The organism is Bradyrhizobium sp. HKCCYLRH2015 (assembly GCF_051168215.1).
Lineage (GTDB): Bacteria > Pseudomonadota > Alphaproteobacteria > Rhizobiales > Xanthobacteraceae > Bradyrhizobium.
The window spans coordinates 135,246-162,073 of record NZ_JBNPUO010000010.1; the positions used below are offsets into that span (position 1 = coordinate 135,246).

The 26,828-nt window shown below is 64.8% G+C and carries 22 protein-coding genes; 9 read left to right on the forward strand and 13 right to left on the reverse strand.

What is annotated here, in order from left to right; genetic code table 11:
* Positions 1–117 precede the first annotated feature (117 nt).
* Positions 118–1,350: an ABC transporter substrate-binding protein gene (locus ACQR1H_RS25635; protein WP_434889717.1), complete on the forward strand. Its 1,233-nt coding sequence runs from the start codon at positions 118–120 to the stop codon at positions 1,348–1,350.
* 991 nt (positions 1,351–2,341) lie between these two features.
* Here the strand turns inward: ACQR1H_RS25635 and ACQR1H_RS25640 are convergent.
* Entirely contained in the window at positions 2,342–3,115 is a 774-nt protein-coding gene (locus tag ACQR1H_RS25640) for a helix-turn-helix domain-containing protein (RefSeq protein ID WP_434887806.1), read from the reverse strand.
* 200 nt (positions 3,116–3,315) lie between these two features.
* Here ACQR1H_RS25640 and ACQR1H_RS25645 point away from each other — a divergent pair, with 200 nt between their 5' ends.
* From ACQR1H_RS25645 to ACQR1H_RS25660, 4 genes are all read left to right on the forward strand, one after another.
* Positions 3,316–5,583, forward strand: a complete 2,268-nt coding sequence (locus tag ACQR1H_RS25645) for a marine proteobacterial sortase target protein (RefSeq protein WP_434908383.1) — start codon at positions 3,316–3,318, stop codon at positions 5,581–5,583.
* Between the two features lie 100 nt (positions 5,584–5,683).
* Positions 5,684–6,253, forward strand: coding sequence for a class GN sortase (locus ACQR1H_RS25650; RefSeq protein ID WP_434908384.1), 570 nt, complete (start codon positions 5,684–5,686; stop codon positions 6,251–6,253).
* Positions 6,254–6,367: 114 nt separating this feature from the next.
* A complete protein-coding gene (locus ACQR1H_RS25655; protein WP_434838162.1) occupies positions 6,368–7,084 on the forward strand; it encodes a DUF1614 domain-containing protein in 717 nt (238 codons plus the stop codon).
* A 57-nt stretch (positions 7,085–7,141) separates the two neighbouring features.
* Positions 7,142–7,963 (forward strand): MlaD family protein, encoded by an 822-nt coding sequence (locus tag ACQR1H_RS25660; protein WP_316238057.1) that lies wholly within the window; start codon positions 7,142–7,144, stop codon positions 7,961–7,963.
* A 29-nt stretch (positions 7,964–7,992) separates the two neighbouring features.
* Here ACQR1H_RS25660 and ACQR1H_RS25665 read toward each other — a convergent pair whose 3' ends face one another.
* From ACQR1H_RS25665 to urtA, 7 genes are all read right to left on the reverse strand, one after another.
* The gene (locus ACQR1H_RS25665) at positions 7,993–8,334 is read right to left on the reverse strand and encodes an FmdB family zinc ribbon protein (RefSeq protein ID WP_315801681.1); all 342 of its coding nucleotides are present in this window, start codon (positions 8,332–8,334) and stop codon (positions 7,993–7,995) included.
* A gap of 96 nt (positions 8,335–8,430) precedes the next feature.
* The gene (fmdA, locus tag ACQR1H_RS25670) at positions 8,431–9,660 is read right to left on the reverse strand and encodes a formamidase (protein ID WP_035648524.1); all 1,230 of its coding nucleotides are present in this window, start codon (positions 9,658–9,660) and stop codon (positions 8,431–8,433) included.
* Between the two features lie 36 nt (positions 9,661–9,696).
* Entirely contained in the window at positions 9,697–10,386 is a 690-nt protein-coding gene (gene urtE, locus ACQR1H_RS25675) for an urea ABC transporter ATP-binding subunit UrtE (RefSeq protein WP_315801682.1), read from the reverse strand.
* 200 nt (positions 10,387–10,586) lie between these two features.
* Positions 10,587–11,342, reverse strand: coding sequence for an urea ABC transporter ATP-binding protein UrtD (urtD, locus tag ACQR1H_RS25680; protein WP_315801683.1), 756 nt, complete (start codon positions 11,340–11,342; stop codon positions 10,587–10,589).
* Positions 11,343–11,352: 10 nt separating this feature from the next.
* The gene (urtC, locus tag ACQR1H_RS25685) at positions 11,353–12,492 is read right to left on the reverse strand and encodes an urea ABC transporter permease subunit UrtC (protein WP_315801684.1); all 1,140 of its coding nucleotides are present in this window, start codon (positions 12,490–12,492) and stop codon (positions 11,353–11,355) included.
* A gap of 38 nt (positions 12,493–12,530) precedes the next feature.
* Positions 12,531–13,457: an urea ABC transporter permease subunit UrtB gene (gene urtB, locus ACQR1H_RS25690; RefSeq protein ID WP_434908385.1), complete on the reverse strand. Its 927-nt coding sequence runs from the start codon at positions 13,455–13,457 to the stop codon at positions 12,531–12,533.
* Between the two features lie 248 nt (positions 13,458–13,705).
* A complete protein-coding gene (gene urtA / locus ACQR1H_RS25695; RefSeq protein ID WP_315801686.1) occupies positions 13,706–14,968 on the reverse strand; it encodes an urea ABC transporter substrate-binding protein in 1,263 nt (420 codons plus the stop codon).
* Between the two features lie 183 nt (positions 14,969–15,151).
* On the opposite strand from urtA, the gene ACQR1H_RS25700 reads away from it, so the two are divergent.
* Both ACQR1H_RS25700 and ACQR1H_RS25705 read left to right on the forward strand, forming a co-directional pair.
* Positions 15,152–18,526 carry a hybrid sensor histidine kinase/response regulator gene (locus tag ACQR1H_RS25700; protein WP_316238055.1) on the forward strand — a complete coding sequence of 1,125 codons (3,375 nt, stop codon included), beginning with the start codon at positions 15,152–15,154 and terminating at the stop codon, positions 18,524–18,526.
* Positions 18,516–19,427 (forward strand): response regulator transcription factor, encoded by a 912-nt coding sequence (locus ACQR1H_RS25705; RefSeq protein ID WP_316179431.1) that lies wholly within the window; start codon positions 18,516–18,518, stop codon positions 19,425–19,427. Before ACQR1H_RS25700 ends, ACQR1H_RS25705 begins: the two co-directional genes overlap by 11 nt.
* A 230-nt stretch (positions 19,428–19,657) precedes the next feature.
* Here ACQR1H_RS25705 and ACQR1H_RS25710 read toward each other — a convergent pair whose 3' ends face one another.
* Together ACQR1H_RS25710 and ACQR1H_RS25715 are read right to left on the reverse strand one after the other, a co-directional pair.
* Complete coding sequence (locus ACQR1H_RS25710; RefSeq protein WP_316238054.1) at positions 19,658–21,160, reverse strand: flavin-containing monooxygenase; 1,503 nt, start codon at positions 21,158–21,160, stop codon at positions 19,658–19,660.
* Positions 21,161–21,268: 108 nt separating this feature from the next.
* Positions 21,269–22,039 carry a S1 family peptidase gene (locus ACQR1H_RS25715; protein ID WP_316238053.1) on the reverse strand — a complete coding sequence of 257 codons (771 nt, stop codon included), beginning with the start codon at positions 22,037–22,039 and terminating at the stop codon, positions 21,269–21,271.
* A 109-nt stretch (positions 22,040–22,148) separates the two neighbouring features.
* On the opposite strand from ACQR1H_RS25715, the gene ACQR1H_RS25720 reads away from it, so the two are divergent.
* Positions 22,149–22,784: an HAD-IA family hydrolase gene (locus ACQR1H_RS25720; RefSeq protein ID WP_315801689.1), complete on the forward strand. Its 636-nt coding sequence runs from the start codon at positions 22,149–22,151 to the stop codon at positions 22,782–22,784.
* Between the two features lie 89 nt (positions 22,785–22,873).
* On the opposite strand, the gene mtnA is transcribed toward ACQR1H_RS25720, so the two are convergent.
* The 3 genes from mtnA to ACQR1H_RS25735 all read right to left on the reverse strand — a co-directional run bounded on the left by mtnA (position 22,874) and on the right by ACQR1H_RS25735 (position 25,231).
* Positions 22,874–23,980 (reverse strand): S-methyl-5-thioribose-1-phosphate isomerase, encoded by a 1,107-nt coding sequence (gene mtnA / locus ACQR1H_RS25725; RefSeq protein WP_315801690.1) that lies wholly within the window; start codon positions 23,978–23,980, stop codon positions 22,874–22,876.
* A 13-nt stretch (positions 23,981–23,993) separates the two neighbouring features.
* Positions 23,994–24,869, reverse strand: coding sequence for an S-methyl-5'-thioadenosine phosphorylase (locus ACQR1H_RS25730; protein WP_434848380.1), 876 nt, complete (start codon positions 24,867–24,869; stop codon positions 23,994–23,996).
* Between the two features lie 89 nt (positions 24,870–24,958).
* Positions 24,959–25,231 carry a phosphopantetheine-binding protein gene (locus tag ACQR1H_RS25735; RefSeq protein ID WP_315801779.1) on the reverse strand — a complete coding sequence of 91 codons (273 nt, stop codon included), beginning with the start codon at positions 25,229–25,231 and terminating at the stop codon, positions 24,959–24,961.
* A 346-nt stretch (positions 25,232–25,577) separates the two neighbouring features.
* Here ACQR1H_RS25735 and ACQR1H_RS25740 point away from each other — a divergent pair, with 346 nt between their 5' ends.
* On the forward strand, positions 25,578–26,804 hold the full coding sequence (locus ACQR1H_RS25740; RefSeq protein ID WP_434908386.1) for an acyl-CoA dehydrogenase family protein: 1,227 nt from the start codon (positions 25,578–25,580) through the stop codon (positions 26,802–26,804).
* The last annotated feature ends 24 nt before the right edge of the window (positions 26,805–26,828 follow it).

A 26,828-nucleotide genomic window follows, 5' to 3' on the forward strand; every position in this document is an offset into this window, starting at 1 on the left:
AGTGCATTGCACACATCTGCCCACTCGTTGTGGTGAGCGGCCTTGCACGGTCGCCATCGCCGCAGGCCAAGAGCAAGAACGACAATCACGAAAATTCAACCAGAGGAAGCCCAGGGAATGTTGCCGATGACGACCAGGACTCTGCTCTCATTCGCGGCCGCGGCCGCCTTTTCCGTACTGGCGAGCCAGAGCGCGCTTGCGCAAAAGAAATACGACACCGGCGCCACCGACACCGAGATCAGGATCGGCAACGTCGAGGCCTATAGCGGCCCGGCCTCGGCCTACGGCATCATCGGCAAGACCGAGGAAGCCTATTTCAAGATGATCAACGACCAGGGCGGCATCAACGGTCGCCGGATCAACTTCATCTCCTATGACGACGGCTACAGTCCGCCGAAGACGGTCGAGCAGGTGCGCAAGCTGATCGAGAGCGACGAGGTGTTCCTGGTGTTCAACGCGCTGGGCACGCCGACGCAGACCGCCGTGCAGAAATATCACAACGCCAAGAAGGTGCCGCAGCTGTTCCTCGCCACCGGCGCCAGCAAGTGGAACGACCCGAAGGAATTCCCCTGGACGATGGGCTTCCAGCCCAGCTATCGCGTCGAGGCGCGGATCTTCGCCAAGTATATCTTGAAGGAAAAGCCGAACGCGAAGATCGCGATCTTCTACGCCAATGACGATTTCGGCAAGGACTACGTCCTCGGCATCAAGGAGGTGCTCGGCGACAAGGCCAAGACCATGATCGTCGCCGAGGAGAGCTACGAGACCTCGGAGCCGTCGATCGACGCTCACATCGTCAAGCTGAAGGGCACCGGCGCCGACGTGTTCGTCAACATCGCGACGCCGAAATTCGCGGCCCAGGCGATCAAGAAGATCGCCGAGCTCGAGTGGAAGCCGATGCACCTGATGACCGACGTCTCGATCTCGATCGGCGCCGTGATGAAGCCGGCCGGCCTCGAAGCCTCCGAGGGCGTGCTCTCCGCCGGCTATCTCAAGGACCCGTCGGATCCGCAGTGGAAGGACGACGAGGGCATGAAGAAGTTCATGGCCTTCATCAACAAGTACATGCCCGGCGCCAACATCTCCGACGCCAACCTCGCCTATGGCTATGCCGCGGCGCAGACCATGGTGCAGACCCTGAAGCAGTGCGGCGACACACTCACCCGCGAGAACGTCATGAAGCAGGCCGCCAGCCTGAAGGATTTTGCACCGGATACGCTGATCCCGGGCATCAAGGTCAACACCGGCCCCACCGACTTCGCCCCGATCGAGCAGCTCAAGATGATGCAGTTCAAGAACGGCAAATGGGACCTGTTCGGCGACATCATCAGCGCTGACGTCGGGGGGTAGGTTCACGCACGCGCCGGGTGGTAGACCCGCGCGCAATTGATGCCCACGTTCTAGCCACGATACCGGTCGACTCCCCTCCCCCTTGCGGGGAGGGGAGTCGACCGCCATCGGGTCAAATTCTGCCAAGCAAAATCTTCTTGCTATTTTTCCGAATCCATGTTTCTCTCTCGCCATCCCGCCTCACTGCGGAGGGGCGTTACGCGCGATCGTCACGACACGCGAGGCGGGGATGCGGTGGCCGCGAGAGATCGCAGCGTCTTCTTACGAAGGCGCGGACGAACGATCGCTTGCGGACGTGAAGTCGCAGCGTCCTGACACCCCGAAGCTGGTGTCTCCCGCGCAACGCGCAAGCATTGTCGCGGCATGGTGGCCAACAAGCCGGTGCACCAGGGAGACTGCGTATAAGCGTTCAACCCATCGCGCAGGGAATGCCGGCGTGCTCGGCTTTGCCTGTGGTACCTGCCGCCTGCATTTTTTTCGCAGGCGGGCCATGGGTGAGGCCTTCACCCGGCATTCCCTGCGCCCTCTGCACGTGAAGAGGGACGGACTGATTGAAACCTCGGGCGAGTGTCGCCGCGAGACTGCGATGACACGTCCTTAGTCGATTGTCTGCTGATCGATCCGATCTGTCGTTGAGACGTTCGGCTGCTTGAACGTCGCGCTGTTTGATCCCGTGAATCCGCCTCACCCCACCGCCGTCGTCCCGGACAAGCCGTGACGCGCGAAGCGCGGCACGGTGCCGATCCGGGACCCATACTCCGCGGCGGTGATGTGACGCGAAAAAGCCGATGACCAGCCGGACTCAAACCGCTCCCTGGGGGTATGGGTCCCGGCGTTCGCCGGGACGACACTGCATGGCTAGAAGCACGGCGGCAACTACAAACTCCGTCATTGCGAGCGAAGCGAAGCAATCCAGGGCCGAGTTCACGACTCTGGATTGCTTCGTCGCTTCGCTCCTCGCAATGACGGTGGTTAGTCGTGTGCCCAAATCTCACGGCACGCCCTGCACGAACAGCGCAAACGGCTCCTCGACGGTCTTGCGCAGATGCTCGCGATAAAACCCGTAATGTAGATCGTCAGTCCCTAGTCTGCCGAAGCTCGGCTCCACCACATTGCGCAGCGGCAGCAGCGCGATCGGCGCGGCGATCGGCGTCAGCAGCGAGCCGCGGCCCGCCAGGAGCGTCGTGATGATGCCGTACATCTCGCCGGTGATGGTCGGCCTGGAGACCGTGATCAGGCGGTGCTGGCCGTGGCGGTTGGTGACGAGGTAGACGAAGCCGGACTGGTTTGGCACGGCAACCTCGCCGAACTGCGTGAACGCCGCATCGAGCCGCGCGCCTTCGCGAAACGTCAGCGACGACGCGGCATCGTCCCAGACGATGTCGGTGCGGTAGGCGTAGATCGCGTCCTTGTCGCCGAATGACGGGCGCAAGGTGACGTAGGTGCCCTCGATCCACTCCACGGCCCGCCGCGAATAGGAGCCGAGGCTGTCGGGTGCAATGCCGCCGCTCGCGGCGGGAGCGGCGAGAGGTGCGCTCGGCGCCTTGCGCAGGGACATGCCGAGCGCCTGCTCGAGCCTGACAATGGTGGCGAGCGTGAACGGGCGGCGGCCGCCGAGCGCCTTCTCGAGGGTCGAGAGGCTCAGCCTGGCCTGCTCCGCCAGCGCCTGCCGCGACATCCGGCGCCGCGCGATCTCCTCGCGGACGGTCTCGGCGACCTGCCGGCTCTGCTCGTCGGAAAGCTCGCTGTTGTCCGGTATCGACATCCTGTCCCCTGCCGCGTGATGCGCACCCCTTCTAGCAGACGGACAAATCAGCACAAACCCGGACAGATCAGCCGCGCTCTCGACCACGACAGGACATGCGCGGGCGGGCGGCGGCCGAACAAGACCGACCATTCCGCTCGCGGTGCCGGCGCGCTGCGCCCAGTCTCGGCCTGCCGAATTTGTTCGTTGCGGAGGCAATGATGAGCGAGACAATGGACCACGATATCAGAAGCAGCACCCATCCGGTCAGGTCATGGATCGTGACCATGCTGCTATTCCTGCTGCTCCAGGCCGCCGCCGTGCTGCTGGTCGGCTTCACGGCGCTGTTTCTCAGCGTCACCCCTGGCTGGTCCGCCGAAGGGCCATTGGCGCCGCTGACCAGGCCGGGCGACGCCCGCTCCGGCGCACTGCTGTTCAAGTCCGACGGCCGCTATGCCGAGGCGCCGCGGCTCGGCATCGATGTCGACATCGTCGTCTCCGGCCCGACCGCGCGGGCGCGCGCGACGCAGCTGTTCAAGAACACCAGCTCGCAATGGATGGAGGCGGTCTATGTCTATCCGCTGCCACCCGACAGCGCGGTCGACACACTGAAGATGATCGTCGGCGACCGCGTCGTGGTCGGCGACATCAAGCCGCGCGAACAGGCCAAGGTGATCTATGAGCAGGCCAAGCGCGACGGCAAGACCGCGGCGCTCACCGAGCAGGAGCGACCGAACATCTTCACCAACTCGCTCGCCAATATCGGCCCCGGCGAGACCGTGCTGGTGCAGATCGAATATCAGCAGCCGGTGGCCGCGAGCGGCGGCGAGTTCTCGCTGCGGGTGCCGCTGGTCGTGGCGCCGCGCTACAATCCGGCGCCGATCGTGCAGAGCGTCGATCTGCGCCCGGGCGGCAACGGCTGGGGCGCAGCGAGCAACGATCCCGTGCCTGATCGCGACCGCATCTCGCCGGAGGTGCTCGACCCAGCCAAGACCGATCCGGTCAATCCGACGAGGATCACGGTGCGGCTGCAGGCGGGCTTCGCCATCGGCGAGGTCAAGAGTCACCATCACCAGGTGACGATCGACAGCCCCGATGCGAAGACGCGTGTCGTGACGCTCGCCGAGGGCGTGGTGCCGGCCGATCGCGATTTCGAGCTGACCTGGAAGCCGGCGGCCGCCGCGACGCCGTCGGTCGGCCTGTTCCACGAGCAGGTCGGCGATGCCGACTATCTGCTCGCCTTCGTCACGCCTCCCGCAGTGACGGCGTCGGCACAGCGTCCGCAGCCGCGCGACGTGATCTTCGTGATCGACAATTCCGGCTCGATGGGCGGCACCTCGATCCGCCAGGCCAAGGCCAGCCTGCTCTATGCGCTGAACCGCCTGCAGCCGGGCGACCGCTTCAACGTGATCCGCTTCGACGACACCATGACCGTGCTGTTTCCCGCCTCGGTGCCGGCCGATGCCGAGCATGTCGGCAGCGCGACCAGCTTCGTCAGTGCGCTCGACGCGCGCGGCGGCACCGAGATGGTGCCGGCGATGCGCGCGGCGCTGACCGACGACGGCAGCGACTCCGACCGCGTGCGTCAGGTGGTGTTTCTGACCGATGGTGCCATCGGCAACGAGCAGCAGCTGTTCGAGACCATCACCGCGATGCGCAGCCGCTCGCGCATCTTCATGGTCGGCATCGGCTCGGCGCCGAACACCTATCTGATGACGCGCGCCGCCGAGCTCGGACGCGGCGCCTTCACCCATATCGGTTCGGTCGAGCAGGTCGAGGACCGCATGCGCGATTTGTTCGCCAAGCTGGAGAACCCGGTGGTGACTGGGCTGAGCGCGACGTTCTCCGAAGCCTCTGCCGACCTCACGCCCGCGGTGCTGCCGGACGTCTATCGCAACGAGCCGCTGGTGCTGGCCGCCAAAATCGATCGCCTCGCCGGCTCGCTGCAGCTCAAGGGCCGCATCGGCGACCAGCCCTGGACCATCACGCTGCCGCTGTCGGGCGCCGCCGAGGGCAAGGGCCTTTCAAAGCTGTGGGCGCGGCGCAAGATCGGCGATGCCGAGGTGGCGAAGACGATGCGGCAGATGACGCCGGAGGAAGCCGACGGCGCCATTCTGAAGCTCGCGCTGGAGCACCGGCTGGTGAGCCGCCTGACCAGCCTCGTCGCCGTCGACAAGACGCCGCGCCGTCCCGACGGCGAGCCGCTGAGGCTCGCCGAACTGCCGATCAACCTGCCGGCCGGCTGGGACTACGAGAAGGTGTTCGGCGAACGCGGCCGGATGCCGGCGATGCCGAAGGAGCGCCGCGCTGAAGCAGACCGCAACGTCCAGCTCGCCGCGCTGAAGCGGCCGGTGGTGCCGGCAGCGCCGGCGACGGTCACGCTGCCGAAGACGGCGACCGATGCGGAGCTCAGCATGCTGCTCGGGTTGGGCCTGCTGATGCTCGAACTGATCTGGCTCGTCGCGATCAGGCGGCGGGCGGCCAACTAAGCAATGTCGTCATTGCGAGGAGCGAAGCGACGAAGCAATCCAGGGGCTGCACAACGACTCTGGATTGCTTCGCTTTGCTCGCAATGACGGAGGAGAGAGAATGCCACGATTTGTCATCCCGCTCGCAGTCGCGCTTGTCGGCCTCATCCTGTTCGGCCACGGCGCCCTCATCCATGCCAAGGCGATCGTGGCGCAGGTGCTGCTCGATCGCGCCTTCACCCAGACCATTGCGACCGGCCATGCGGTCAAGCCGTGGTCCTGGGCCGACACCGTCCCGGTCGCGCGCATCGAGGTGAAGAGCCTCGGCGTCTCCACCATCGCGCTGGCCGGCTCGAGCGGCCAGGCACTCGCCTTCGGCGCCGGCCATGTCGAGGGCACGGCCGAGCCGGGCGAGACCGGAATCGCCGTCTATTCCGCCCATCGCGACACGCACTTCCGCTTCCTGAAGGACGTCAGCATCGGCGACGAGATCGACATCGTCAGGCGCGACGGCAAGACCTTCCGCTATCGCGCCGACGGGGCCAGCGTCGTGCGTTTCGATGCGTCCGGCATCGATCCGGACACCGAACGCCCTGAGCTCGTGCTCTCCACCTGCTGGCCGTTCGACGCGCTGACGCAGGGCCCGGAGCGCTACGTGCTGCACGCCACGCTGATCGCGTCTGAAGAATGAACGAGACCATGGCTGCCCTTGGGAACCAGGCGCCGAATGACCATTTGTCACCCTGTCGCCCGCGTGAGATGATCCTGCGCGGGCGGCACGGTCCATCATCGAAGCGCTTTCGACATGCATTCCCAGATCCAATATCTGCCGATCACGCCCGTATTCTTTGCGATCCTGGTGCTCGCCTTCGGCGTCCTGATCGTCCTGATCCAGCTCGGCATCCTGCGCTACGCCTACATGAAGCTCGGCGTCAGCTCGGGCACCGCGATGCTGCTGCTGTTCGGCTCGCTGGTCGGCAGCTATTTCAACATCCCGATCACCATGCTGCCTGGGCAGGTCGCGCGCTCTGGCGAGATCATCGACTTTTTCGGCATGCAATATGTCGTGCCGTTGGTGCATCAATGGCCGGGTACTCTGCTCGCCGTGAATGTCGGCGGCGCGGTGATCCCGACGATCATGTCGACCTATCTCATGCTGCGCTACCAGCTCTGGCTGCGCGCCGCGATCGCGGTGCTGGTGATCGCCGTGATCATCCACGCGATGGCGACGCCGGTGCAGGGCGTCGGCATCGCCGTGCCGGTGTTCGCGCCGGTGGTCGTGACCGCGATCCTGGCGTTCCTGCTGTCGCGCGAATATGCCGCGCCGCTGGCCTATATCGGCGGCTCGATGGGCACGCTGGTCGGCGCCGACCTGATGAACCTCGACAAGATCGGCAGCCTCGGCGCGCCCGTGGCCTCGATCGGCGGCGCCGGGACGTTCGATGGCATTTTTCTCACCGGTATCCTGGCGGTGCTGCTGGCCGGCCTCGCCGCGCCCTCCCGGCCGGGCCTCGCGCGCTGAGCTTTCAACCGGGAGACATAGCGGCTAAAATCGAGCCAAGGCAGCAGTGGACACGGAATGCGCGCGATCAATCTCATCGTGGGAACCCTGACGATCGCGGCCGTCGCGGCGGGGATCAGCGGCGTCCTGATCAAGCAGAAGCGCCGCATCGCCGAGCAGCGCAGCACCATGCGCGTGGTGTTCGACGGCGGTTCGGCGGCCGGCCTCCGCAAGGGCGGGCCGGTGAATTTCGATGGCGTGCAGGCCGGGCAGATCCTCTCGATCAATCTCGAGAGCCCGCGCAAGATCGTTGCCATGATCACGCTCGACAAGTCAGCGCCGATCCGCAAGGACACCACAGCGGGCATCGAGTTCCAGGGCCTGACCGGTATCGCTGCGATCTCGCTGGTCGGCGGCGCGCCGACCGCTCCGCCGGTGCCGCTGGATCGCGACGGCGTGCCGGTGCTGACGGCCGACCTCAAGGACCAGGAGACGATGGTCGAGACGGTGCACAACATCGACAAATACGTCGTCAGCAACGCACCGGCGATCAAGCAAGCGCTGCAGACGTTCGAAACGGAGACCGCCTCGCTGCAGGCCAAGACCGCCGCCTTCGACTCTGCGATCGACAAGGCCGAGGATGTCTTCAAGGGCTTCGATACGCTGGTCACCAAGATCGACGGCGCCATTCCCGGGTTCGCGGACGGCAATCCGGGCCAGTTGTTCGACCAGATCAAGTCCATGCGCGAGCTCGTCGACAGCTTCAAGCGCAAGTCCGCCAAGGTGATCGACGAGGGCCGCAAGACGCTGGTCGACATCAGCGACGGCGCCAATGCGATGAGCGTCAAGTTCGGCGGCCAGCCCGCGCCGGGACCACGCCGGGTGCCGGCCTCACGCTGAGGGGCGGACACGCCGCCCTTCGCGTTCGTTCAGTGGCTGATCATCCACGGCCGCGCCGTCGGGAAGCCCTTGGCGCCGCTCCTGGTCTTGGTCATCAGCCGCGGCGATTTCTTCGGCGAGCAGCAGCCGCAGGCCGGCCCATGCTTGGCCTTGTACTCGGCAACCGTCTGCGGCGCGTGGCGGCTGCGCTCGTTGGTCGCATGCGCCGTGCGCCGCTCCGCCGGCATGCAGGCGAAGGCGGGCGCGGTGAGGATCACCCGCGGCGCCATGTCCTGGCATTGCGGACAGACCTGCGGCTCGTCACATTCCGACATCGGGCGCATGTCGGTGAAGGGGCCGCATTCGTCACAGAGATATTCATAGACCGGCATTGTCTCGTCTCCTGCGCAACAATCATCTCCATCTCACGCGGCGGATGCGGGGCGGCGGATACGCTGCCGTCCCGCACCCATCGCGCAGGGAGACCGTTATTTGTCCGGCGAGATCGGCATCTGGATATCGCCGGTGATGTGCTTGATCGGGCCTGCCGCCGACGGCATCACGTCGAAGTCGAAGATCTCGGTCGGCAGCCACAAGGTCGCGCAGGCATTGGGCACGTCGACCACGCCGGAGATGTGACCCTGCACCGGCGCGGTGCCGAGGATCGAATAGGCCTGGGCGCCGGAGTAGCCGAACTTCTTCAGGTACTCGATCGCGTTGAGACAGGCCTGCCGATAGGCGATGTGGACGTCGAGATAGTGCTGCTTGCCGGCCTCGTCGACCGAGATGCCCTCGAAGATCAGGTAGTCACGATAGTTCGGCGTGATCGGCGACGGCTTGAAGATCGGGTTCTTAATGCCGTATTTCGCGACGCCGTCCTTGATGACGTCGACCTTGATGTGCAGCCAGCCCGCCATCTCGATGGCGCCGCAGAAGGTGATCTCGCCGTCGCCCTGGCTGAAGTGCAGATCGCCCATCGAGAGGCCGCCACCGGGCACGTAGACCGGGAAGTAGATCTTCGAGCCGCGCGACAAATCCTTGATGTCGCAATTGCCGCCATGCTCGCGCGGCGGCACGGTGCGGGCGCCCTCGGCGCCGATCTTGGCCTTGACGTCGCCCTTGGCCTGGCCGGCATGCGCGGTCGGTGCGAACGGCGGATTGGCGAGGCCCGGCACGCGGGTCGGGTTGGTCGCGATCAACGCCGTCTCACGCTCGTTCCAGGTCGCCAGCAGCTTCGGATCGGGCAGACAGCCAATCAGGCCGGGATGGATCAGGCCGGCGAAGTTCACGCCGGGCACGTGACGCGACGAGGTGTAGAGGCCCTTGATGTCCCAGATCGACTTCTGCGCCAGCGGGAAGTGATCGGTCAGGAAGCCGCCGCCATTCTGCTTGGAGAAGAAGCCGTTGAAGCCCCACAGGCTCTCCTTCAGCGGACCGACGTCGAGCAGGTCGACGACCAGGAGGTCGCCTGGCTCGGCGCCCTTGACGCCGATCGGGCCCGAGAGGAAGTGCACGATCGACAGGTCGATGTCGCGCACGTCGTCGGCCGAGTCGTTGTTCTTGATGAAGCCGCCGGTCCAGTCATAGGTCTCGATGATGAAGTCGTCGCCGGGATTGACCCACTCCACCATCGGAATGTCCGGGTGCCAGCGGTTGTGCACCTTGTCGTTCTCGTAGGCCGACTTGGTCAGATCGACCTTGATCAGTGTGTCAGGCATCAAGAGCTCCCCTTTACCTTTGCTTGGACGGAGTGGTTAGACGGACAGATATTTCGAGACCTGCGCGGCATCGACGGACTCGCGCGGATCGTCGCGGACGATCTCGCCGTTCTCGATCACCAGCACGCGGTCGGCGATGTCGAGCGCGAAGCTCAGCACCTGCTCGGAGACAACGATGGACAGCCCTTTCTCGTCGCGGATGCGCTTCAGGGTGCGCGCCATCTCCTTGATGATCGACGGCTGGATGCCCTCGGTCGGCTCATCGAGCAGCAGCACCTTCGGCTTGGTGGCGAGCGCGCGGGCGATCGCGAGCTGCTGCTGCTGGCCGCCGGAGAGATTGCCGCCGCGTCGGCCCTTCATCTCGAGCAGCACTGGAAACAGCTCGTAGATGTCGCCGGGCACCTCGGACTCGCCGGAGACGACGAGGCCGGTCTCGATATTCTCCTTGACCGTCATCGTCGAGAAGATCATGCGGCCCTGCGGCACGTAGGCGAGACCCTTGGCGACGCGCTCGTAGCTCTTCAGGCCCGACAGCTCGGTGCCGTTCATGTCGATGGAGCCGCTCTTGGACGGCAGGATGCCCATCAGCGACTTCATCAGCGTGGTCTTGCCCATGCCGTTGCGCCCCATGATCGCAACGATCTCATTGGGCGCGACCTTGACGTTCAGGCCATGCAGCACCTCGCTCTGGCCATAGGCGACATGGAGATCGGAGATTGCGAGCATCAATGGCTCCTGCAAAGTGATGAATTGGGACGAGGCTGCAGCAACATCGGCAGCGCGCTCCCTCCCCCCTTGTGGGGGAGAGTTGGAGAGGGGGGTAGTCCCAAGCGATACTGCCGCCGTGGGCCCCCTCCCCTAGCCCCTCCCCACAAGGGGGAGGGGAACGCAGCGTCACTCGGAGCAAACAAGATCGCGATCATCGCTCAGTGCCCCAGATAGACTTCGACGACCTTGGGGTCGTTCTTGACCTTGTCCATCGTGCCTTCGGACAGGATCTGCCCCTGATGCAGCACGGTGACCTTGTGGGCGATGTCCTCGACGAACTTCATGTCGTGCTCGATCACGAGCACCGAGCGGTCCTTGATGATGCGGTTGAGCAGCTCGGCGGTCTTGGCGCGTTCGCTGACGCTCATGCCGGCCACAGGCTCGTCGAGCATCAGAAGGTCCGGGTTCTGGATCAGCAGCATGCCGATCTCGAGCCACTGCTTCTGGCCGTGGCTGAGCTCGGCCGCCGAGGTCTTGAGACGATCCTTCAGGAAGATCATCTCCGCGACCTCCTCGACGCGATCCTTGACGACCGCGTCGCGCTGGAAGGTCAGCGAGCCGAACACGGTGCGGCCGCGCGGAAAGGATATCTCGAGATTCTCGAACACGCTGAGATCCTCGAACACCGACGGCGTCTGGAACTTGCGGCCAACACCGGTCTTGACGATCTCGTTCTCGCGCAGCTTGGTCAGCTCCTTGCCGCGGAACTGGATCGAGCCCGAGGTCGCTTTGGTTTTGCCGCAGATCAGGTCGAGCACCGTGGTCTTGCCGGCGCCGTTCGGGCCGATGATGACGCGGATCTCGTTCTCTTCGACGTAGAAGGAGAGATCGTTGACCGCCTTGAAGCCGTCGAACGAGACGGTGAGGGCTTCGACCGCGAGCAGGAATTCCTTGGGCTGATGACCGATGAGCATCGCTGTCTCCTCACTCTGCGGGGGCGCCGTTGGCGACCAGGCCGCCATTGCCGGGCTTCTTGCTGCGGGACGCCAGCAGCCGGTCGATGCGCGGCTGCACGTAGTCACCCCAGATTCCGGCCAATCCGTTCGGGAAGGCGAGAACCACGGCGATGAACAAGGCACCCAAGCCGAACAGCCAGAGCTGCGGGAAGGTCTCCGACAGGCTGGTCTTGGCGAAGTTGACGAGGAGCGAGCCATAGACCGCGCCGAAGATCGAGAGCCGGCCGCCGACCGCCGTGTAGATCACCATCTCGATCGACGGCACGATGCCGACGAAGGACGGCGACATGAAGCCGACCTCGAGCGTGAACAGCGCGCCGCCGACCGCGGCGAATACCGCCGCGGCGCAGAAGGCGAAGATCTTGAAATTGGCGACGCTGTAGCCGGAGAAGCGGACCCGGTCCTCCTGCTCCCGCATCGCCACCAGGATGCGGCCGAGCTTGGTGAGACGGATGAACTGCGCGACCAGGATGGCGGCGAACAGGAAGAACACCTCGACGAAGTAGAGGATGTATTTGGCGTGATCGGTGCGGATGTCCCAGCCGTGCAGGGTACGCAGGTCGGTGATGCCGTTGATGCCGCCGGTGTAGCCCTGCTGTCCCACGATCAGGATGGTCATGATGGCCGCGATCGCCTGGGTGATGATGGCGAAGTAGACGCCGCCGACACGCCGCTTGAACATCGCAGCGCCGATGATGAAGGCGAAGATCGCCGGCACCAGGATGATCGCGGCGAGCGCGAACGGGAAGCTCTGGAACGGCTTCCAGAAGAACGGCAGCTGCGTCAGCTGATTCCAGTCCATGAAGTCGGGAATGCCAGGGGTCGACTGGATCTTGGTGTTGGCGACGCTGGAGGCCTCAAGCTTGAGGAACATTGCCATGCAGTAGCCGCCGAGGCCGAAGAACACACCCTGCCCCAGGCTCAGAATGCCGCCATAGCCCCAGCACAGCACCAGGCCGATGGCGACGAAGGAGTACGTCAGGTACTTCGCGACCAGGTTGAGGCGGAAGATGTCGACCGCCAGCGGCAGGATGACCACGAGCAGAAGCAGCAGAGAGACGAAGCCGATGAGCTCGGAGCGATTGAAGAAGCGCGTATTGATGATCATGACGGTGCTTTCTGATTCCCGATTCCTGCGCGTTCCGGCTATTTGCGGACCTTGAGGGCGAACAGGCCCTGCGGCCGCAGCATCAGGATGGCGACGATCGCCAGCAGAGTGAGCACCTTGGCCATCGAGCCGGACATGAAGAACTCCATCGTCGACTGCGTCTGGGAGATGGTGAAGGCAGAGGCGATGGTGCCGATCAGGCTGGCGGCGCCGCCGAACACGACGACCAGGAAGGTGTCGACGATGTAGAGCTGGCCGGCGGTCGGGCCGGTCGAGCCGATCATCGTGAAGGCGGAGCCGGCGACACCGGCGATGCCGCAGCCGAGACCGAAGGTGTAGCGGTCGACCTTCTCGGTGTTGATGCCGACGGCGCCGGCCATCACGCGGTTCTGCACGACGGCGCGGACCTGCTTGCCCCAGCGCGACAGGAAGAGGACATAGGCGACCACGATCGTGATCAGAATGGTCAGGCACATCACGAACATGCCGTTGATCGGAATCTGGATCGCGTCAGTCGCCTGCCAGGAGCCCATCATCCACTCAGGCAGTTCGACGCCGACCTCGCGCGCGCCAAACACCGAGCGATAGGCCTGCTGCAGGATCAGGCTGAGGCCCCAGGTCGCGAGCAGCGTATCGAGCGGCCGCTTGTAGAGCCGGCGAATCATCGCCCACTCGACCAGCATGCCGAGCGCTCCGGAGGCGATGAAGGCCAGCATCATCGCGACGAAGAAGTAGCCCGGAAACAACGACGGCAGGAAATGCTGGAAGGCGTTCGAGGTCATCCAGGTGACGTAGGCGCCGAGGATCATGAACTCGCCATGCGCCATGTTGATGACGCCCATCTGGCCGAAGATGATGGCAAGCCCCAGCGCCATCAGCACGTAGACCGAAAACAGGATGAGGCCTGCGAACCCCTGCATCGCGAAGATGGCCCCGAGGTCGCCGATGGAATAGTCACCGAACATGATCCGTCCTCTTGTGATGCGTGATGTCGGTGCGCACTGACTTGCGATGCGCGTTGGCGCCCGCAGCATTGCCGCCGGTAAGGTCGTTCCCTCCCCCCTTGTGGGGGAGGGCCAGGGAGGGGGGTCCACACGACGAACTGTGGGTGGGGTACCCCCCTCCCCAACCCTCCCCCACAAGGGGGGAGGGAGCGCACTGGTTGTGCGGCAACGGCGTCGCTTCATCGGCCGTCGCAATGCGTGACCCCGACTTACTGATAGCCCTTCGGGAACGGATCGGGCTCGACCAGGTCGGCGGTCTCGTAGATCAGCTCGTACTGACCGTCCGCCTTGGCGCGGCCGACGCGGGTCTTGGACCAGAGATGGTGGTTCTCGTGGATCCGGACATAGCCTTCCGGCGCGCCCTTGAACTCGATGCCTGGCGAGGCGGCGGCGACCTTGTCGATGTCGAAGCTGCCGGCCTTCTCGACGGTCAGCTTCCACAGCCACGGACCGAGATAGGCGGCTTGCGTCACGTCGCCGATCACGGTCTTCTCACCCCACATCTTCTTGAAATCGGCGACGAAGGCCTTGTTGTTGGGGTTGTCGAGCGACTGGAAGTACTTCATGCAGGCATAGGCGCCCGCGATGTTCTCGCCGCCGATGCCGTCGATCTCGTCCTCGGTCACGGAGATGGTGAGCAAGGTCTGCTTCGACATGTCGATGCCGGCGGCTTTCAGCTGCTTGTAGAACGCGACATTGGAGCCGCCGACGATGATCGCGTAGATCACGTCCGGCTTGGTCAGCTTGATCTTGTTGATGACCGAGTTGAACTGGGTGTGGCCGAGCGGGAAGTACTCTTCGCCGACGACCTTGCAGCCCTGCAGATGGCCCTCGATGTGCTTGCGCGCGATCTTGTTCGAGGTGCGCGGCCAGATGTAGTCGGAGCCGAGCAGGTAGAAGGTCTTCGCACCCTTGGTCTTGTTGACCCAGTCGAGGCCGGCGATGATCTGCTGGGTGGCTTCCTGGCCGGTGTAGATGACGTTCTTGGACTGCTCGAGGCCTTCGTAGAAGGTCGGGTAGTACAGCATGCCGTTGTACTGCTCGAACACCGGCAGCACCGCCTTGCGCGAGGCCGAGGTCCAGCAGCCCATCACGGCGGCGCACTTGTCGTTGACCAGGAGCTTCTTGGCCTTCTCCGCGAAGGTCGGCCAATCCGAGGCGCCGTCCTCCTGGATGTACTTGATCTTGCGGCCGAGCACGCCGCCGGCGGCATTGATCTGCTCGATCGCGAGCTTCTCGGCCTGCACCGACCCGGTCTCGGAGATCGCCATCGTGCCGGTGACCGAATGCAGGATGCCGACCGTCACTTCGCTATCGGTGACTGCAAGTCCGGTGGTGTTGACAGCGGAGGTTGCGGGACCGGCGCCAAAGGATGGCCGCGGCATCATGGCCAGCGCCGGGATTGCGGCCATTCCCATCAGCAATTGGCGCCGAAGTGGCGACTTCAGGCCCTTTTTGGTTTCATCTGACATGAGCACCCCATTCATTGGTTCGAGGACACGCGTTGGGTCAGACGAAGGATGGCGCGGTTTGTGCAACGCACGGATACGCAAGATTGCGTATACTGCACCGCAAAAGCGCGACGTAGGCTCTGCGTAGGTCTTGCGAGGGGCAGGCGAGTTGCGGACAAGCGCCCGCGGGTGAGGAGTTCGAAAGTGGCAGGGCGGCAGCGGATCGACCGCGTCAGGCGCCAGTACAACCAGTGGGTCGCCAACCAGACGTTGGAGGACTATGCGCTCCGCTTCACGGCCAAGAGCGCGCGGCGCTGGTCGGCCGCCCGCGTCGCCAACACCGCGCTGGGCGCAATCTCGTTCCTGGCGCTGGAGGCCATCGGCGGCACAATCACCTTGAACTACGGCGTGACCAATGCGACCGCCGCCATCCTAGTCGCCAGCGTGATCATCTTCTGCTGCGGCCTGCCGATCGCCTATCATGCAGCTAAATGCGGCATCGACATCGACCTGCTGACGCGTGGCGCCGGCTTCGGCTACATCGGCTCCACCATCACCTCGCTGATCTACGCCTCCTTCACCTTCATCTTCTTCGCCATCGAGGCGGTGATCCTCGCCTCCGCCCTCGAGATGTGCTTCGGCATTCCGCGCCCGGTCGGCTATCTCATCAGCGCCGTCGTCATCATCCCGCTCGTGACCTACGGCATCACGCTGATCAGCCGCTTCCAACTGTGGACGCAGCCGCTGTGGGTCGTGCTGCACGTCCTGCCCTTTGCCGCAATCGCCTATGCGAGCCCGCACTCCTTCGCCGATTGGCTGCAGTTTCCCGGCGAGCATGGCGATCCCATGGGCCATCTCGATCTGGCGCTGTTCGGGACCGCGGCGGCGGTCGTGTTCTCGCTGGTCGCCCAGATCGGCGAGCAGGTCGACTTCCTGCGCTTTCTGCCGCGCGATCGCCGCACGTCGAGGCGGTCATGGTGGATTGCGCTGTTATCCGCAGGCCCCGGCTGGATCGTGCTCGGTGCGCTGAAGCTGCTTGCGGGCTCGTTCCTGGCCTACTTCGCGCTCAGCCATGGAGTCTCGGCCGACCGCGCCGCCGAACCGGCACACATGTATCTCGAGGCGTTCCGCTACGTGCTGGCCCGGCCGGACCTGGCGCTTGCGTTGACCGGCACCTTCGTGATCGTGTCCCAGATCAAGATCAACGTTACCAACGCCTACGCCGGCTCGATCGCCTGGTCGAACTTCTTCTCCCGCCTCACCCACAGTCATCCGGGACGCGTCGTATGGCTGGTCTTCAACGTCGTGGTCGCGCTGCTGCTGATGGAGATCGGCGTCTACAAGGCGCTCGAGCAGACGCTGGCGCTGTACTCCAACATCGCGATCTCCTGGGTCGGCGCCCTGGTCGCCGACCTCGTGATCAACAAGCCGCTCGGCCTGCGCCCGCCGCAGATGGAGTTCAAGCGCGCTCATCTCTACGACATCAATCCGGTCGGCGTCGGCGCGATGACGATCGCCACGATCGTCTCGATCTGCGCCTTCTATGGCCTGTTCGGTCCGACCGGAAAGGCGCTGTCAACTTTCGTCGCGCTCGGCGTCGCGCTCGTCACGGCGCCCGCGATCGCCTATCTGACCGACGGAAAGTACTATCTGGCGCGCAAGCCGAAGCGGAGCTGGCAGAACATCGAGCAGATCCAATGCTGCATCTGTGAGCATCATTTCGAGCCGGAGGACACCGCCTCCTGCCCGGCCTATGCCGGCCCGATCTGCTCGCTGTGCTGCTCGCTCGACGCTCGCTGTCACGATCTGTGCAAACCGCACGCGCGGGCGCAAGCCCAGGTCGCCGCGGCGCTTGGCGGCATGCTGCCGGGGTCGGTGCTCGCCAAGATCAACTCGCAGCTCGGTCACTATGTCGGTGTCTTTCTGACATCGGCCGGACTCGTCGCGCTGACGCTCGGCATGATCTATCTGGAGACCTCGGCGGCGCTGCCAGGATTCAAGGGCATCATCTCCGACGTGCTGTGGAAGGTGTTCTTCGCTCTCTCCATCATCATCGGCGTCGTGACCTGGCTGTTCGTGCTGGCGCAGCAGAGCCGTCGCGCCGCCGAGGCCGAGACACGCCGGCAGACGCAGCTGTTGATTCAGGAGATCGAGGCGCACAAGCGCACCGACGCCGAGCTGCAGCGCGCCAAGGAGGTTGCGGAGTCCGCCAACCTCGCCAAGAGCCGCTATGTCGTCGGCCTCAGCCACGAGCTGCGCTCGCCGCTGAACGCGATCTCCGGCTATGCGCAACTGCTCGAGCAGGACACGAGCCTCGCACCGAAGCCGCGGGACCAGGTCCGCGTCGTCCGCCGCAGCGCCGATCATCTGTCCGGCCTGATCGACGGCATCCTCGATATCTCCAAGATCGAAGCCGGGCGGCTGTATCTGTCGCGCGACGAGGTCCGTCTCAGCGAATTCCTCGACCAGCTTGTGGGCATGTTCCGATTGCAAGCCGCCGCCAAGGGCGTCGACTTCGTGTTCAAGCGGCCGGCGGTACTGCCGCTGGTCGTCTACGCCGACGAGAAACGGCTGCGCCAGATCCTGATCAACCTGCTGTCGAATGCGATCAAATTCACCGCGGAAGGCAGCGTCCAGTTCGTCGTGCATTATCGCAGTCCGGTCGCGGAGTTCGAGGTGATTGATACCGGGCCCGGCATCCAGCCCGACGACCTCGAGCGCATCTTTGCGCCGTTCGAGCGCGGCGCGCTCGGGGCCGCTCAACCGCAGACCGGCACGGGACTGGGCCTGACGATCAGCCGCCTGCTCGCCGGGGTGATGGGCGGCGACATCAAGGTCGAGAGCAGGGTCGGCACCGGCAGCACCTTCAAGGTCAAGATCCTCCTGTCCGAGGTCACCAACCCGACGCGGCATGCGCCGGTGAAGGCGCCGGTCGCCGGCTATCTCGGACCGCGCAGGACGATTCTGATCACCGACGACGATCCCGTTCATCGCGACCTCCTGCGCGAGGTGTTGACGCCGCTCGGCTTCATCCTGCTGAGCGCGCCCGACGGTCCCGCCTGCCTCGCGCTCGCACAGCACTGCCAGCCGGACCTGTTCATTCTGGACATCTCGATGCCCGGCATGGACGGCTGGACGGTGGCCGAGACCTTGCGCAACAGCGGTCATCATCAGGCCCGGATCCTGATGACATCTGCGAGCGCGCTCGAAGCGCATGGCCGGCCGCTGGCGCAACCATTCCACGACAGCTACCTGATGAAGCCGATCGACATCCCAAGGCTGCTGGAGGCGATACGTCAATTGCTGAAGCTCGAATGGAGCTACCAGACCGACATCCCAGCGGCGCCGCCACGCTGGCGGCCGGACACCGGGTCCCGGCCCCCGCTCAACTATGTCGAGGAGCTGATGAGCCTCGGCCAGATCGGCTACATCAGGGCCATTCAGCTCAAGCTCGACGACATCAGCAACGCGCATCCGGAGCATGCCGACTTCGTCGCCCAGATGCGCACGCTTATCGACCGCTTCGATCTCGATCAGTACATGGCCACTCTGAAGACCTTGCATGCCTATGAGCACTGACAGCAGGAAGCGCGATGTCGCGCTGGTGGTGGACGACTCGCCGGAGACGCTTCGGCTGCTCACCGACGCGCTGGATGGTGCCGGCATGACGGTCATGGTCGCACTCGATGGCGCCGCGGCCATGCGCATCATCGACCAGATCACGCCGGACATCATCCTGCTCGACGCCGTCATGCCCGGCATGGACGGCTTCGAGACGTGCCGCAAGCTCAAGCGCGAGACGGGTCTCTCCAACGTCCCCGTCATCTTCATGACCGGGCTCGCCGATACCGAGCATATCGTGAAGGGACTGGAGGCCGGCGGCGTCGACTACGTCACCAAGCCGATCGCCGTCTCGGAGATGCTGGCGCGCATCCGCGTGCATCTCGCCAACGCCCGGATGACGCAGAGTGCGCGCGCCGCGCTCGACGTCTCCGGCCGCTTCCTGCTCGCCGTCAACCGCGAGGGACGGCTGATGTGGGCAACGCCGCAGGCGCAGAAGCTGCTGTCGGACAGTTTTGGCACCGCCGAGGAGCTCGTTCTTCCTGAAGCGCTGCGGCTCTGGCTGGATCAGGCGCAGAACGGCGGCGGGAAGGCCGCCGCTTCGATCCCCGATCATCCCGAATTGCGCCTCTATTACATGGGCGGAGCCGGGCCCAACGAGTTCCTGCTGCGGCTCGCCAAGGAGTCCTCCGGTGAGTTGCCCAAGGAATTCTCCAGCGAGTTCGGTCTCACCACGCGCGAGGGCGAAGTGCTGTCATGGCTGTCCAAGGGCAAGACCAACCGCGACATCGCGCAGATCCTGGGGCTGAGCCCGCGGACCGTCGACAAGCACCTCGAGCAGATCTACGCCAAGCTCGGCGTCGAGAACCGAACCGCCGCCGCGGCGATCGCGACGGGGGTGACGCGGCGGGAGGGATGAGACGGGCGGCGCACTCAGAAGCGCGCTCTGAAACTCGCTGTCGTCCCGGGCAAGCCCGCTGACGCACAGCGTCAACGGGCGCCGACCCGGGACCCATACCGCGTGATCTCGCTTGGGGCAGGATGTAAGCTGGCGTCGTGCCTCACATATCCGGCTGTGGTTATGGATCCCCGCGTTCGCGGGGATGACACCGAGGTTAGAGCGACAGCGAGTACTCCACCCCTCGGCGCTCACCCATATACGAACGCCGGATCATCCAGATCGATCGCCGGAATCTGGTCCTTCTCGCTCCAATAATCCTGGCTGTGCTGCCACTCCGGCTTGTCGCCGCGCTTGGGCAGCAGATGCATGTTGCGCATCATGTAGCCGGGATTGAAGTTTTCCGGGTCGATCCATGGCAGCAGCGGCATGTTGTGATCCTCCGGGCGCAGCGCCGGCACGACCTTGCTCACGCCCTTCTCCTTCATGTGCGCGAGCAGGCGGCACACGAAATCCGCGACCAGATCGGTGCGCAACGTCCAGCTGGCGCGGAAATAGCCGAACACCCAGGCGAGATTCGGCACGCCGGTGAACATCATGCCGCGATAGGTCACGGTGTCGGCGAAGTCGAGCGGCTTGCCGTCGATCGTGAACGCGATGTCGCCGAGCACGCAGAGATCGAAGCCGGTCGCGGTGACGATGATGTCGGCCTTGAGCTCGTCGCCGGACTTCAGCTTGATGCCGCCTTCGGTGAAGCTTTCGATCTCGTCGGTGACGACGGAGGCTTTGCCACTCTTGATGCCCTCGAACAGATCGGCATCCGGCACGAACGCGATGCGCTGTCGCCACGGGCGATAGCTCGGGGTGAAATGCTTGGCCGCCTGTTCGGGGCCGATGATGGCGCTGATCTGGCCGATCAGCTCCTTCTTGACCTGCTCGGGCTCCGTCAAGCAGCGCTTGGTGAACCAATCCTGCTCGAACAGGATCTTGCGCCTGACGATCTCGTGGATCCACTCTTCCTTGACATCAAGCCGACGCAACTCCTCGGCCAGCTCGATCGCGTTGCGGCCGATGCGGAAGTAGGTCGGCGAGCGCTGCAGCATCGTCACATGCGCGCATTTTCCGGCGATCGACGGCAGGATGGTCGCGGCCGTCGCACCGGAGCCGATGACCACGACCTGCTTGCCGGTGAGATCGAGATCCTCGGGCCAGAGTTGCGGATGCACGATGCGGCCCTTGAATTTCGCCATGTCCGGCCACTCCGGCGTGTAGCCCTTGGAGTGGCGGTAGTAGCCCTGGCACATCCAGAGGAAATTCGTGGTGAAGGTGACGGGCTGCTGATCCCTGCCCTTCACGGCTTGGACCGTCCAGAGATTGGTCGCGCTCGACCAGCTGGCCGACACGATGTGATGGCCGTAGCGGATGTGGCGGCCGAGATCGTTCTCTTCAATCACCTCGCCCATGTAGCTGAGGATTTCTTCCGCGGTCGCGATCGGCGGCCCGACCCACGGCTTGAAGCTGTATCCAAATGTGTGCAGGTCGCTGTCGGAGCGGATGCCGGGATAGCGGTGCGTCCGCCAGGTGCCGCCGAAGCCGTCCTGGCTCTCCAGGATCACGAAGCGCTTGTCGGGCATCTGCCTGGTCAACTGATAGGCGCTGCCGACACCGGAGATGCCGGCGCCGACGATGAGCACGTCGAAATGTTCGGTCGCGTGAGAGGACGCGGCCTCCCGGATGGGCGCGATGACGTTCATGGGAGTCCCTGGGCTTTGGTCTTGATGTTGTTTCCTCGCGTGACAGGCTGAACCCGATCACAGCGACGGTCAACCCATCGCGACGCGCGGCGTCGTGAACGCGGCGCCTCAATTTCCGCCGAGCGGCATGCCCCACTGCCGCGCGGTCTGCACGACCCAATCGCGATACAACGTGAGCGGCGTGACGCCGGTCATGCCGCCGCAGCCATCGCCGAGATTTGGCCCGGTCGACCATGAGATGACGCCGATCAGCACCTGTCCTTGCGCCTGCGTCTCGAATGCAGGCCCGCCGGAATCCCCGGTGCAGCCACCGAGCCCGGACCGCACGCCTTGCGTCGCCGGATCGACCAGCCGGATCTGCAATGTGCCTGGCCTGCCTGTGGCCACCAGCGCCGCGCCGCGCACCACGCCCCCGCTCTTGCCGTCGCCGGGGACGGCGACACCGATGCCTGCGACCGTGAATGCGTTGCCGGCGGCAAGCGGCGGCTGCGGCACGCCGAGCGCCACCGGCACGCGCTCCTTCGCTGGCGCCTCCAATTCCAGCAGCGCGACATCGGCGGTGGCGCGATGCGCCAGGATGGCCTGCACGCTGAAGCTGGGATGCACCGCCACCCGCCGGACCGTCTTGAGAACCGGCCTGCGGTCGCGATCGTATTCCACGATGCGGTAATCGAGACCCGGCTGCACGCAATGCCCGGCGGTCAGCACCAGCTTCGGGGCAATCAGCGCGCCGCTGCAGAAATTGCCGCGCGAGCCGACGATCGTGACCACGGCGCGGCCGATGCCATCATTCAGCGCCGGCGCATTGCCGACGATGGCCAGGGCCTGCGACGGCGCCAGCAGAGCGGCGGCTGCAATGATTGCGTGAGACGGCTTCATCGCGGCAGCAATAGCGGCTGACGCCGAGGTCGCCAAGTGCGACCGAGGTCGCCAAGTGCGGCATCCCATGCTAGCGATCATCCAGGGATCAAGGAAGGACAGGACTGACATGGTCGAGGCGGTGATCTTCGATTTCGGTGGCGTGCTGACGACATCGCCATTCGAGGCATTCGCACGGTTCGAGAAGGAGCGCGGCTATCCTGTCGACATCATCCGCAACACCAATGCCGCCAACCATCTCGAGAACGCCTGGGCGAAATTCGAGCGGGCCGAGATCGACCTCGACACTTTCGACCGGCTGTTCGCGGAGGAGTCGCTGGCGCTGGGCGGCGCTGCGGTCAGCGGGCGGGAGGTGCTGCCACTGCTCACCGGCGACCTCCGTCCCGACATGGTCGAGGCGCTCCGCCGCATCAAGGCGGAGTGCAAGACCGGCTGCATCACCAACAATCTGCCGGCGAACGCAATCGGCAGCCAGGGCGGCCGCTCGTTGTACGTCGCGGAGGTGATGGCGCTGTTCGATCACGTGATCGAGTCGGCCAAGATCGGCCTGCGCAAGCCCGATCCCCGGATCTACCAGATGATGACCGAGACGCTCGGCGTCAGCCCCGCGGACTGCGTCTACCTCGACGATCTCGGCATCAACCTGAAGCCGGCGCGCGAGATGGGCATGACGACGATCAAGGTGGTCAGCGCAGCGCAGGCGATCGCCGAGTTGGAAGCCGCGACGGGTCTGAGCCTGCGCTGATCGTCATTGCGAGGCATCCTTGCGCCGAAGCAATCCGAAGGCTTCGTGGGATTCTGGATTGCGTCGCTGCCCTCGCAACGGCGCTGATCCTAATCGTTCGTCTGTTTGGCCCGATCCGGAAATGCCGCCGCCAGTGCCGCGCCGTCGGCCCGCAGCACGCCGCGCTCGGTGATCAGCCCGCTCACCAGCCGCGCCGGCGTGACGTCGAAGCCGTAGTTTGCGACCGGCGATCCCGGCGGCACGATGCGCACCGTCTCGATACGGCCGTCGGCGGTGCGGCCGGTCATCTCGGTGACTTCCTGCGCACCGCGCTGCTCGATCGGGATCTGTCGTCCCTCGGCGACCGCGAAATCGATCGTCGGCGACGGCAACGCGACATAGAACGGCACGCCGTTGTCGTGTGCCGCGAGCGCCTTGAGATAGGTGCCGATCTTGTTACAGACATCGCCGTTGGCGGCGACGCGGTCGGTGCCGACGATGGCGAGATCGACCATCCCATGCTGCATGAGATGGCCGCCGGTGTTGTCCGGGATGACGGTGTGCGCCACGCCATGATGACCGAGCTCCCAGGCGGTCAGCGACGCGCCCTGATTGCGCGGCCTGGTCTCGTCGACCCACACATGGATCGGAATGCCGCGATCATGCGCGAGATAGATCGGCGCGGTCGCCGTGCCCCAATCGACGGTCGCAAGCCAGCCGGCATTGCAGTGGGTCAGCACGTTCACGATTTCGCCCGGCTTCTTGCGCGCCGCGGCCGCTTCGATCAGCGCGAGGCCATGCGCGGCGATGCCCTGGTTGATCGTGACGTCCTCGCCGGCAATGTCGACGGCGCGGGAATACGCCGCATCCCGCCGCTCCGACGGCGCCAGCCGGCGCAGCATCGTGCCCATCGTGTCGAGCGCCCATTTCAGGTTGATCGCCGTCGGCCGCGTCGCGATCAACATCTCGTAGGCGCGGTCGATGCCGGGATCGGAGCGGTCGTCGCGCATCGCCAGCGCCATGCCGAAAGCGGCGGTGGCGCCGATCAGCGGCGCGCCGCGAACCAGCATGCCGCGGATCGCATCCGCCGCCTCCTCGCATGTCGTGATCTTCGCCACCACGAACTCGTGCGGCAACCGGCGCTGATCGATCGCGCAGACCGACCAGCCGTCGGAGTCGAGCCAGATGCTGCGATAGTGCCGGCCGTCCACCTTCATGTTCGATCCCCCTTCAACCGCGCAAGATACGGCCTGCGACCGCATCGAGCTTGTTCAGAAGCTCGGGATCGCGCGCCTCCGGCGCAGTGATCAAGGCGGTGTCGAGCGCACGGTCGGAGCCGATCGGGCACGGTTCGTGCTCGCGCGGAAACTCGCGGGCGAGCCGCGCCACCAGTGATTTCGCCTTGTCGGCGTTGGTGGTGAGCACGCGAATGATGTCCTGCACGGTAACGGCGTCGTGATCCGGATGCCAGCAGTCGAAGTCGGTCACCATCGCGACCGTCGCGTAGCAGATCTCGGCCTCGCGAGCGAGCTTCGCCTCCGGCATGTTGGTCATGCCGATCACCGAATAGCCCGACGCCTTGTAGGTCATACTCTCGGCATAGGTCGAGAATTGCGGTCCCTCCATGCAGACATAGGTGCCGCCGCGCGCGATCGCGATGCCTTCGGCCTCGGCCGCCGCCGCCAGATGAATGCGCAACCGCGGCGAAACCGGATGCGCCATCGAGACGTGGGCGACGCATCCCCTGCCGAAAAACGAGCTTTCGCGCTTGTAGGTGCGATCGACGAACTGATCGACCAGCACGAAGGTGCCCGGCGGCAGCTCTTTCTTGAACGAGCCGCAGGCCGACAGCGACACCAGGTCGGTGACGCCAGCGCGCTTCAGCACGTCGATATTGGCGCGGTAATTGATGTCGGACGGGGACAACCGGTGTCCCTTGTCATGGCGCGGCAGGAACACGATCGGCAGCCCCGCGATCGTTCCCCGGCGCAATGGCGCCGACGGCTCGCCCCAGGGGCTCGCGATCACCTCTTCGCGGGCATCTTCCAGTCCCGGCAGATCATAAATGCCCGAGCCGCCGATAATGCCAAGCACAGCCTTCGTCATGACGTCCCCATCTCCAATGGAGACGAGAATGCCAGCTTTGCGACGGATTGAAAACAGCGACGCGGTGAACCGCGGGGCGTGGCAGCGGGTCAGGCGGCCTTGGCTGCCGCCAGCTGACCGCTCACCAGACGCTCCAGCGTGGCGACAGACTGGAAGTTCTCCGGCGTGATCAGCTCCTGCGGAATGGTGAAATCGAACTCCGATTCGAGCGCCAGCATCAGGTTGACCATGTCCATTGACGTCAGCCCGATGTCGACGAGCTTTGCATCCGCCGTCACGTCGGTAGAACTGGCGTTCTGCGCGAGGATATCGCGGACGAGCGCCACGATCCTGTGACTGACATCGACATCGAAACTCGGCATGGGGACCTCTTCACTCGCGGCTTGTTCCGGCACGTCGAATCTGATCGACGCTCGCGCAGGGAGATAACGCAATCCGGCGGCAAAAGAGTTACGCCGCATCCCCGTTCCAGGTCTGAACTCGTCTTAACGCTAACGGCTTGGCCCGAAATTCTCGGACCGAAACAACCAGGAATTAACCCCCACCCGTCGATTGCACAGCGTTTACCCTGAATTTCGTCGACGTATTTGAATCAAATCCATACCCTGCGAGCAGCCCCAAAAAGAAGGCGCAGTGCATCTGTCCTGATCTTGCGAGGACGCACGTGCCGATCTCTCAACGAGACAAAATCCGGAGTATCGATCGGTCATGACTCTCCAGGGAACCGCGCTTCGCAACCCGATCCCCGATGATGGCGAGAGCCTTCTGCTCGATCGCAGCTCCTTGTTCCTGCAGCGGACCGCGGCTGTGGCCGCGCAGGCCGCCGCGGAAGCCGACGAGGTCGACCGTGACGGCCGCTTCCCCAAGGCCGCAATCGATGCGGCACGCGAGCACAAGCTGCTCGGGATGCAGATCCCGGTCGAGTTCGGCGGCTTCGGGGCGTCGATCCACGACATCGCCGACGTCTGCTATGCGCTCGGCCGCGCCTGCGCCTCCAGCGCCATGATCTTCGCCATGCACCAGACCAAGGTCGCCTGCCTTGTGCGTCACGGCCGCGGCAGCGGCTACATGGAATCCCTGATGCGCCGTATCGCATCCGAGCAGCTGTTGATGGCCTCTTCCACCACCGAGGGACAGAACGGCGGCAACATCCGCGCCAGCGCCGCGGCCGTCGGCCACGACGGTAACCGCATCTCGCTGAAGCGCGACGCCACGGTGATCTCCTATGGTGCCGAAGCCGACGGCCTCGTCACCATTGCCCGTCGCGCCGACAGCGCAGCCGCCTCTGATCAGGTGTTGCTGGCGCTGACGACGGACGATTATACGATCTCGCGTACCCTTGGCTGGGAAACGCTGGGCATGCGCGGCACCTGCTCGACAGGATTCGCGCTGGAGGTGAGCTGTCCGTCCGACCGCATGTTCACCGAATCCTATGACCGCATCCACGGCCAGACGATGACGCCGTTCGCGCATCTCTGCTGGTCATCGGCCTGGGCCGGCATTGCTGCGGCCGCGGTGGAGCGCGCCCAGCGCTTCCTGCGCAAGGCCGCTCGCGGCGCCGGCGGACAGATGCCGCCGGCAGCTGCACATTACACCGCGGCTAAGATGGCGCTGGCCCGGCTGCGCGCAATGATCGTCACCAACATGGATGCCTTCGTCGCCCATGAATATGACGAGCGGGCGCTGAGCTCGCTCGACTTCCAATCCTCGATCACGCTGTTGAAGGTGCAGGCCTCGGAGCTTGCCGTTGAGACCGTGATGCATGCGATGCGCGCCTGCGGGCTCTCGGGTTATCGCAACGACGGCGAGTTCTCGATCGGCCGCCACCTGCGCGATGTTCTGTCGGCGCCGATCATGATCAACAACGACCGTATTCTCACGAACATTGCCACGGCCAATTTGATGAGCACGGTACCGGCCTCGCTCCATGAATGACCGCGCCGATCGCAGCCATTGCCT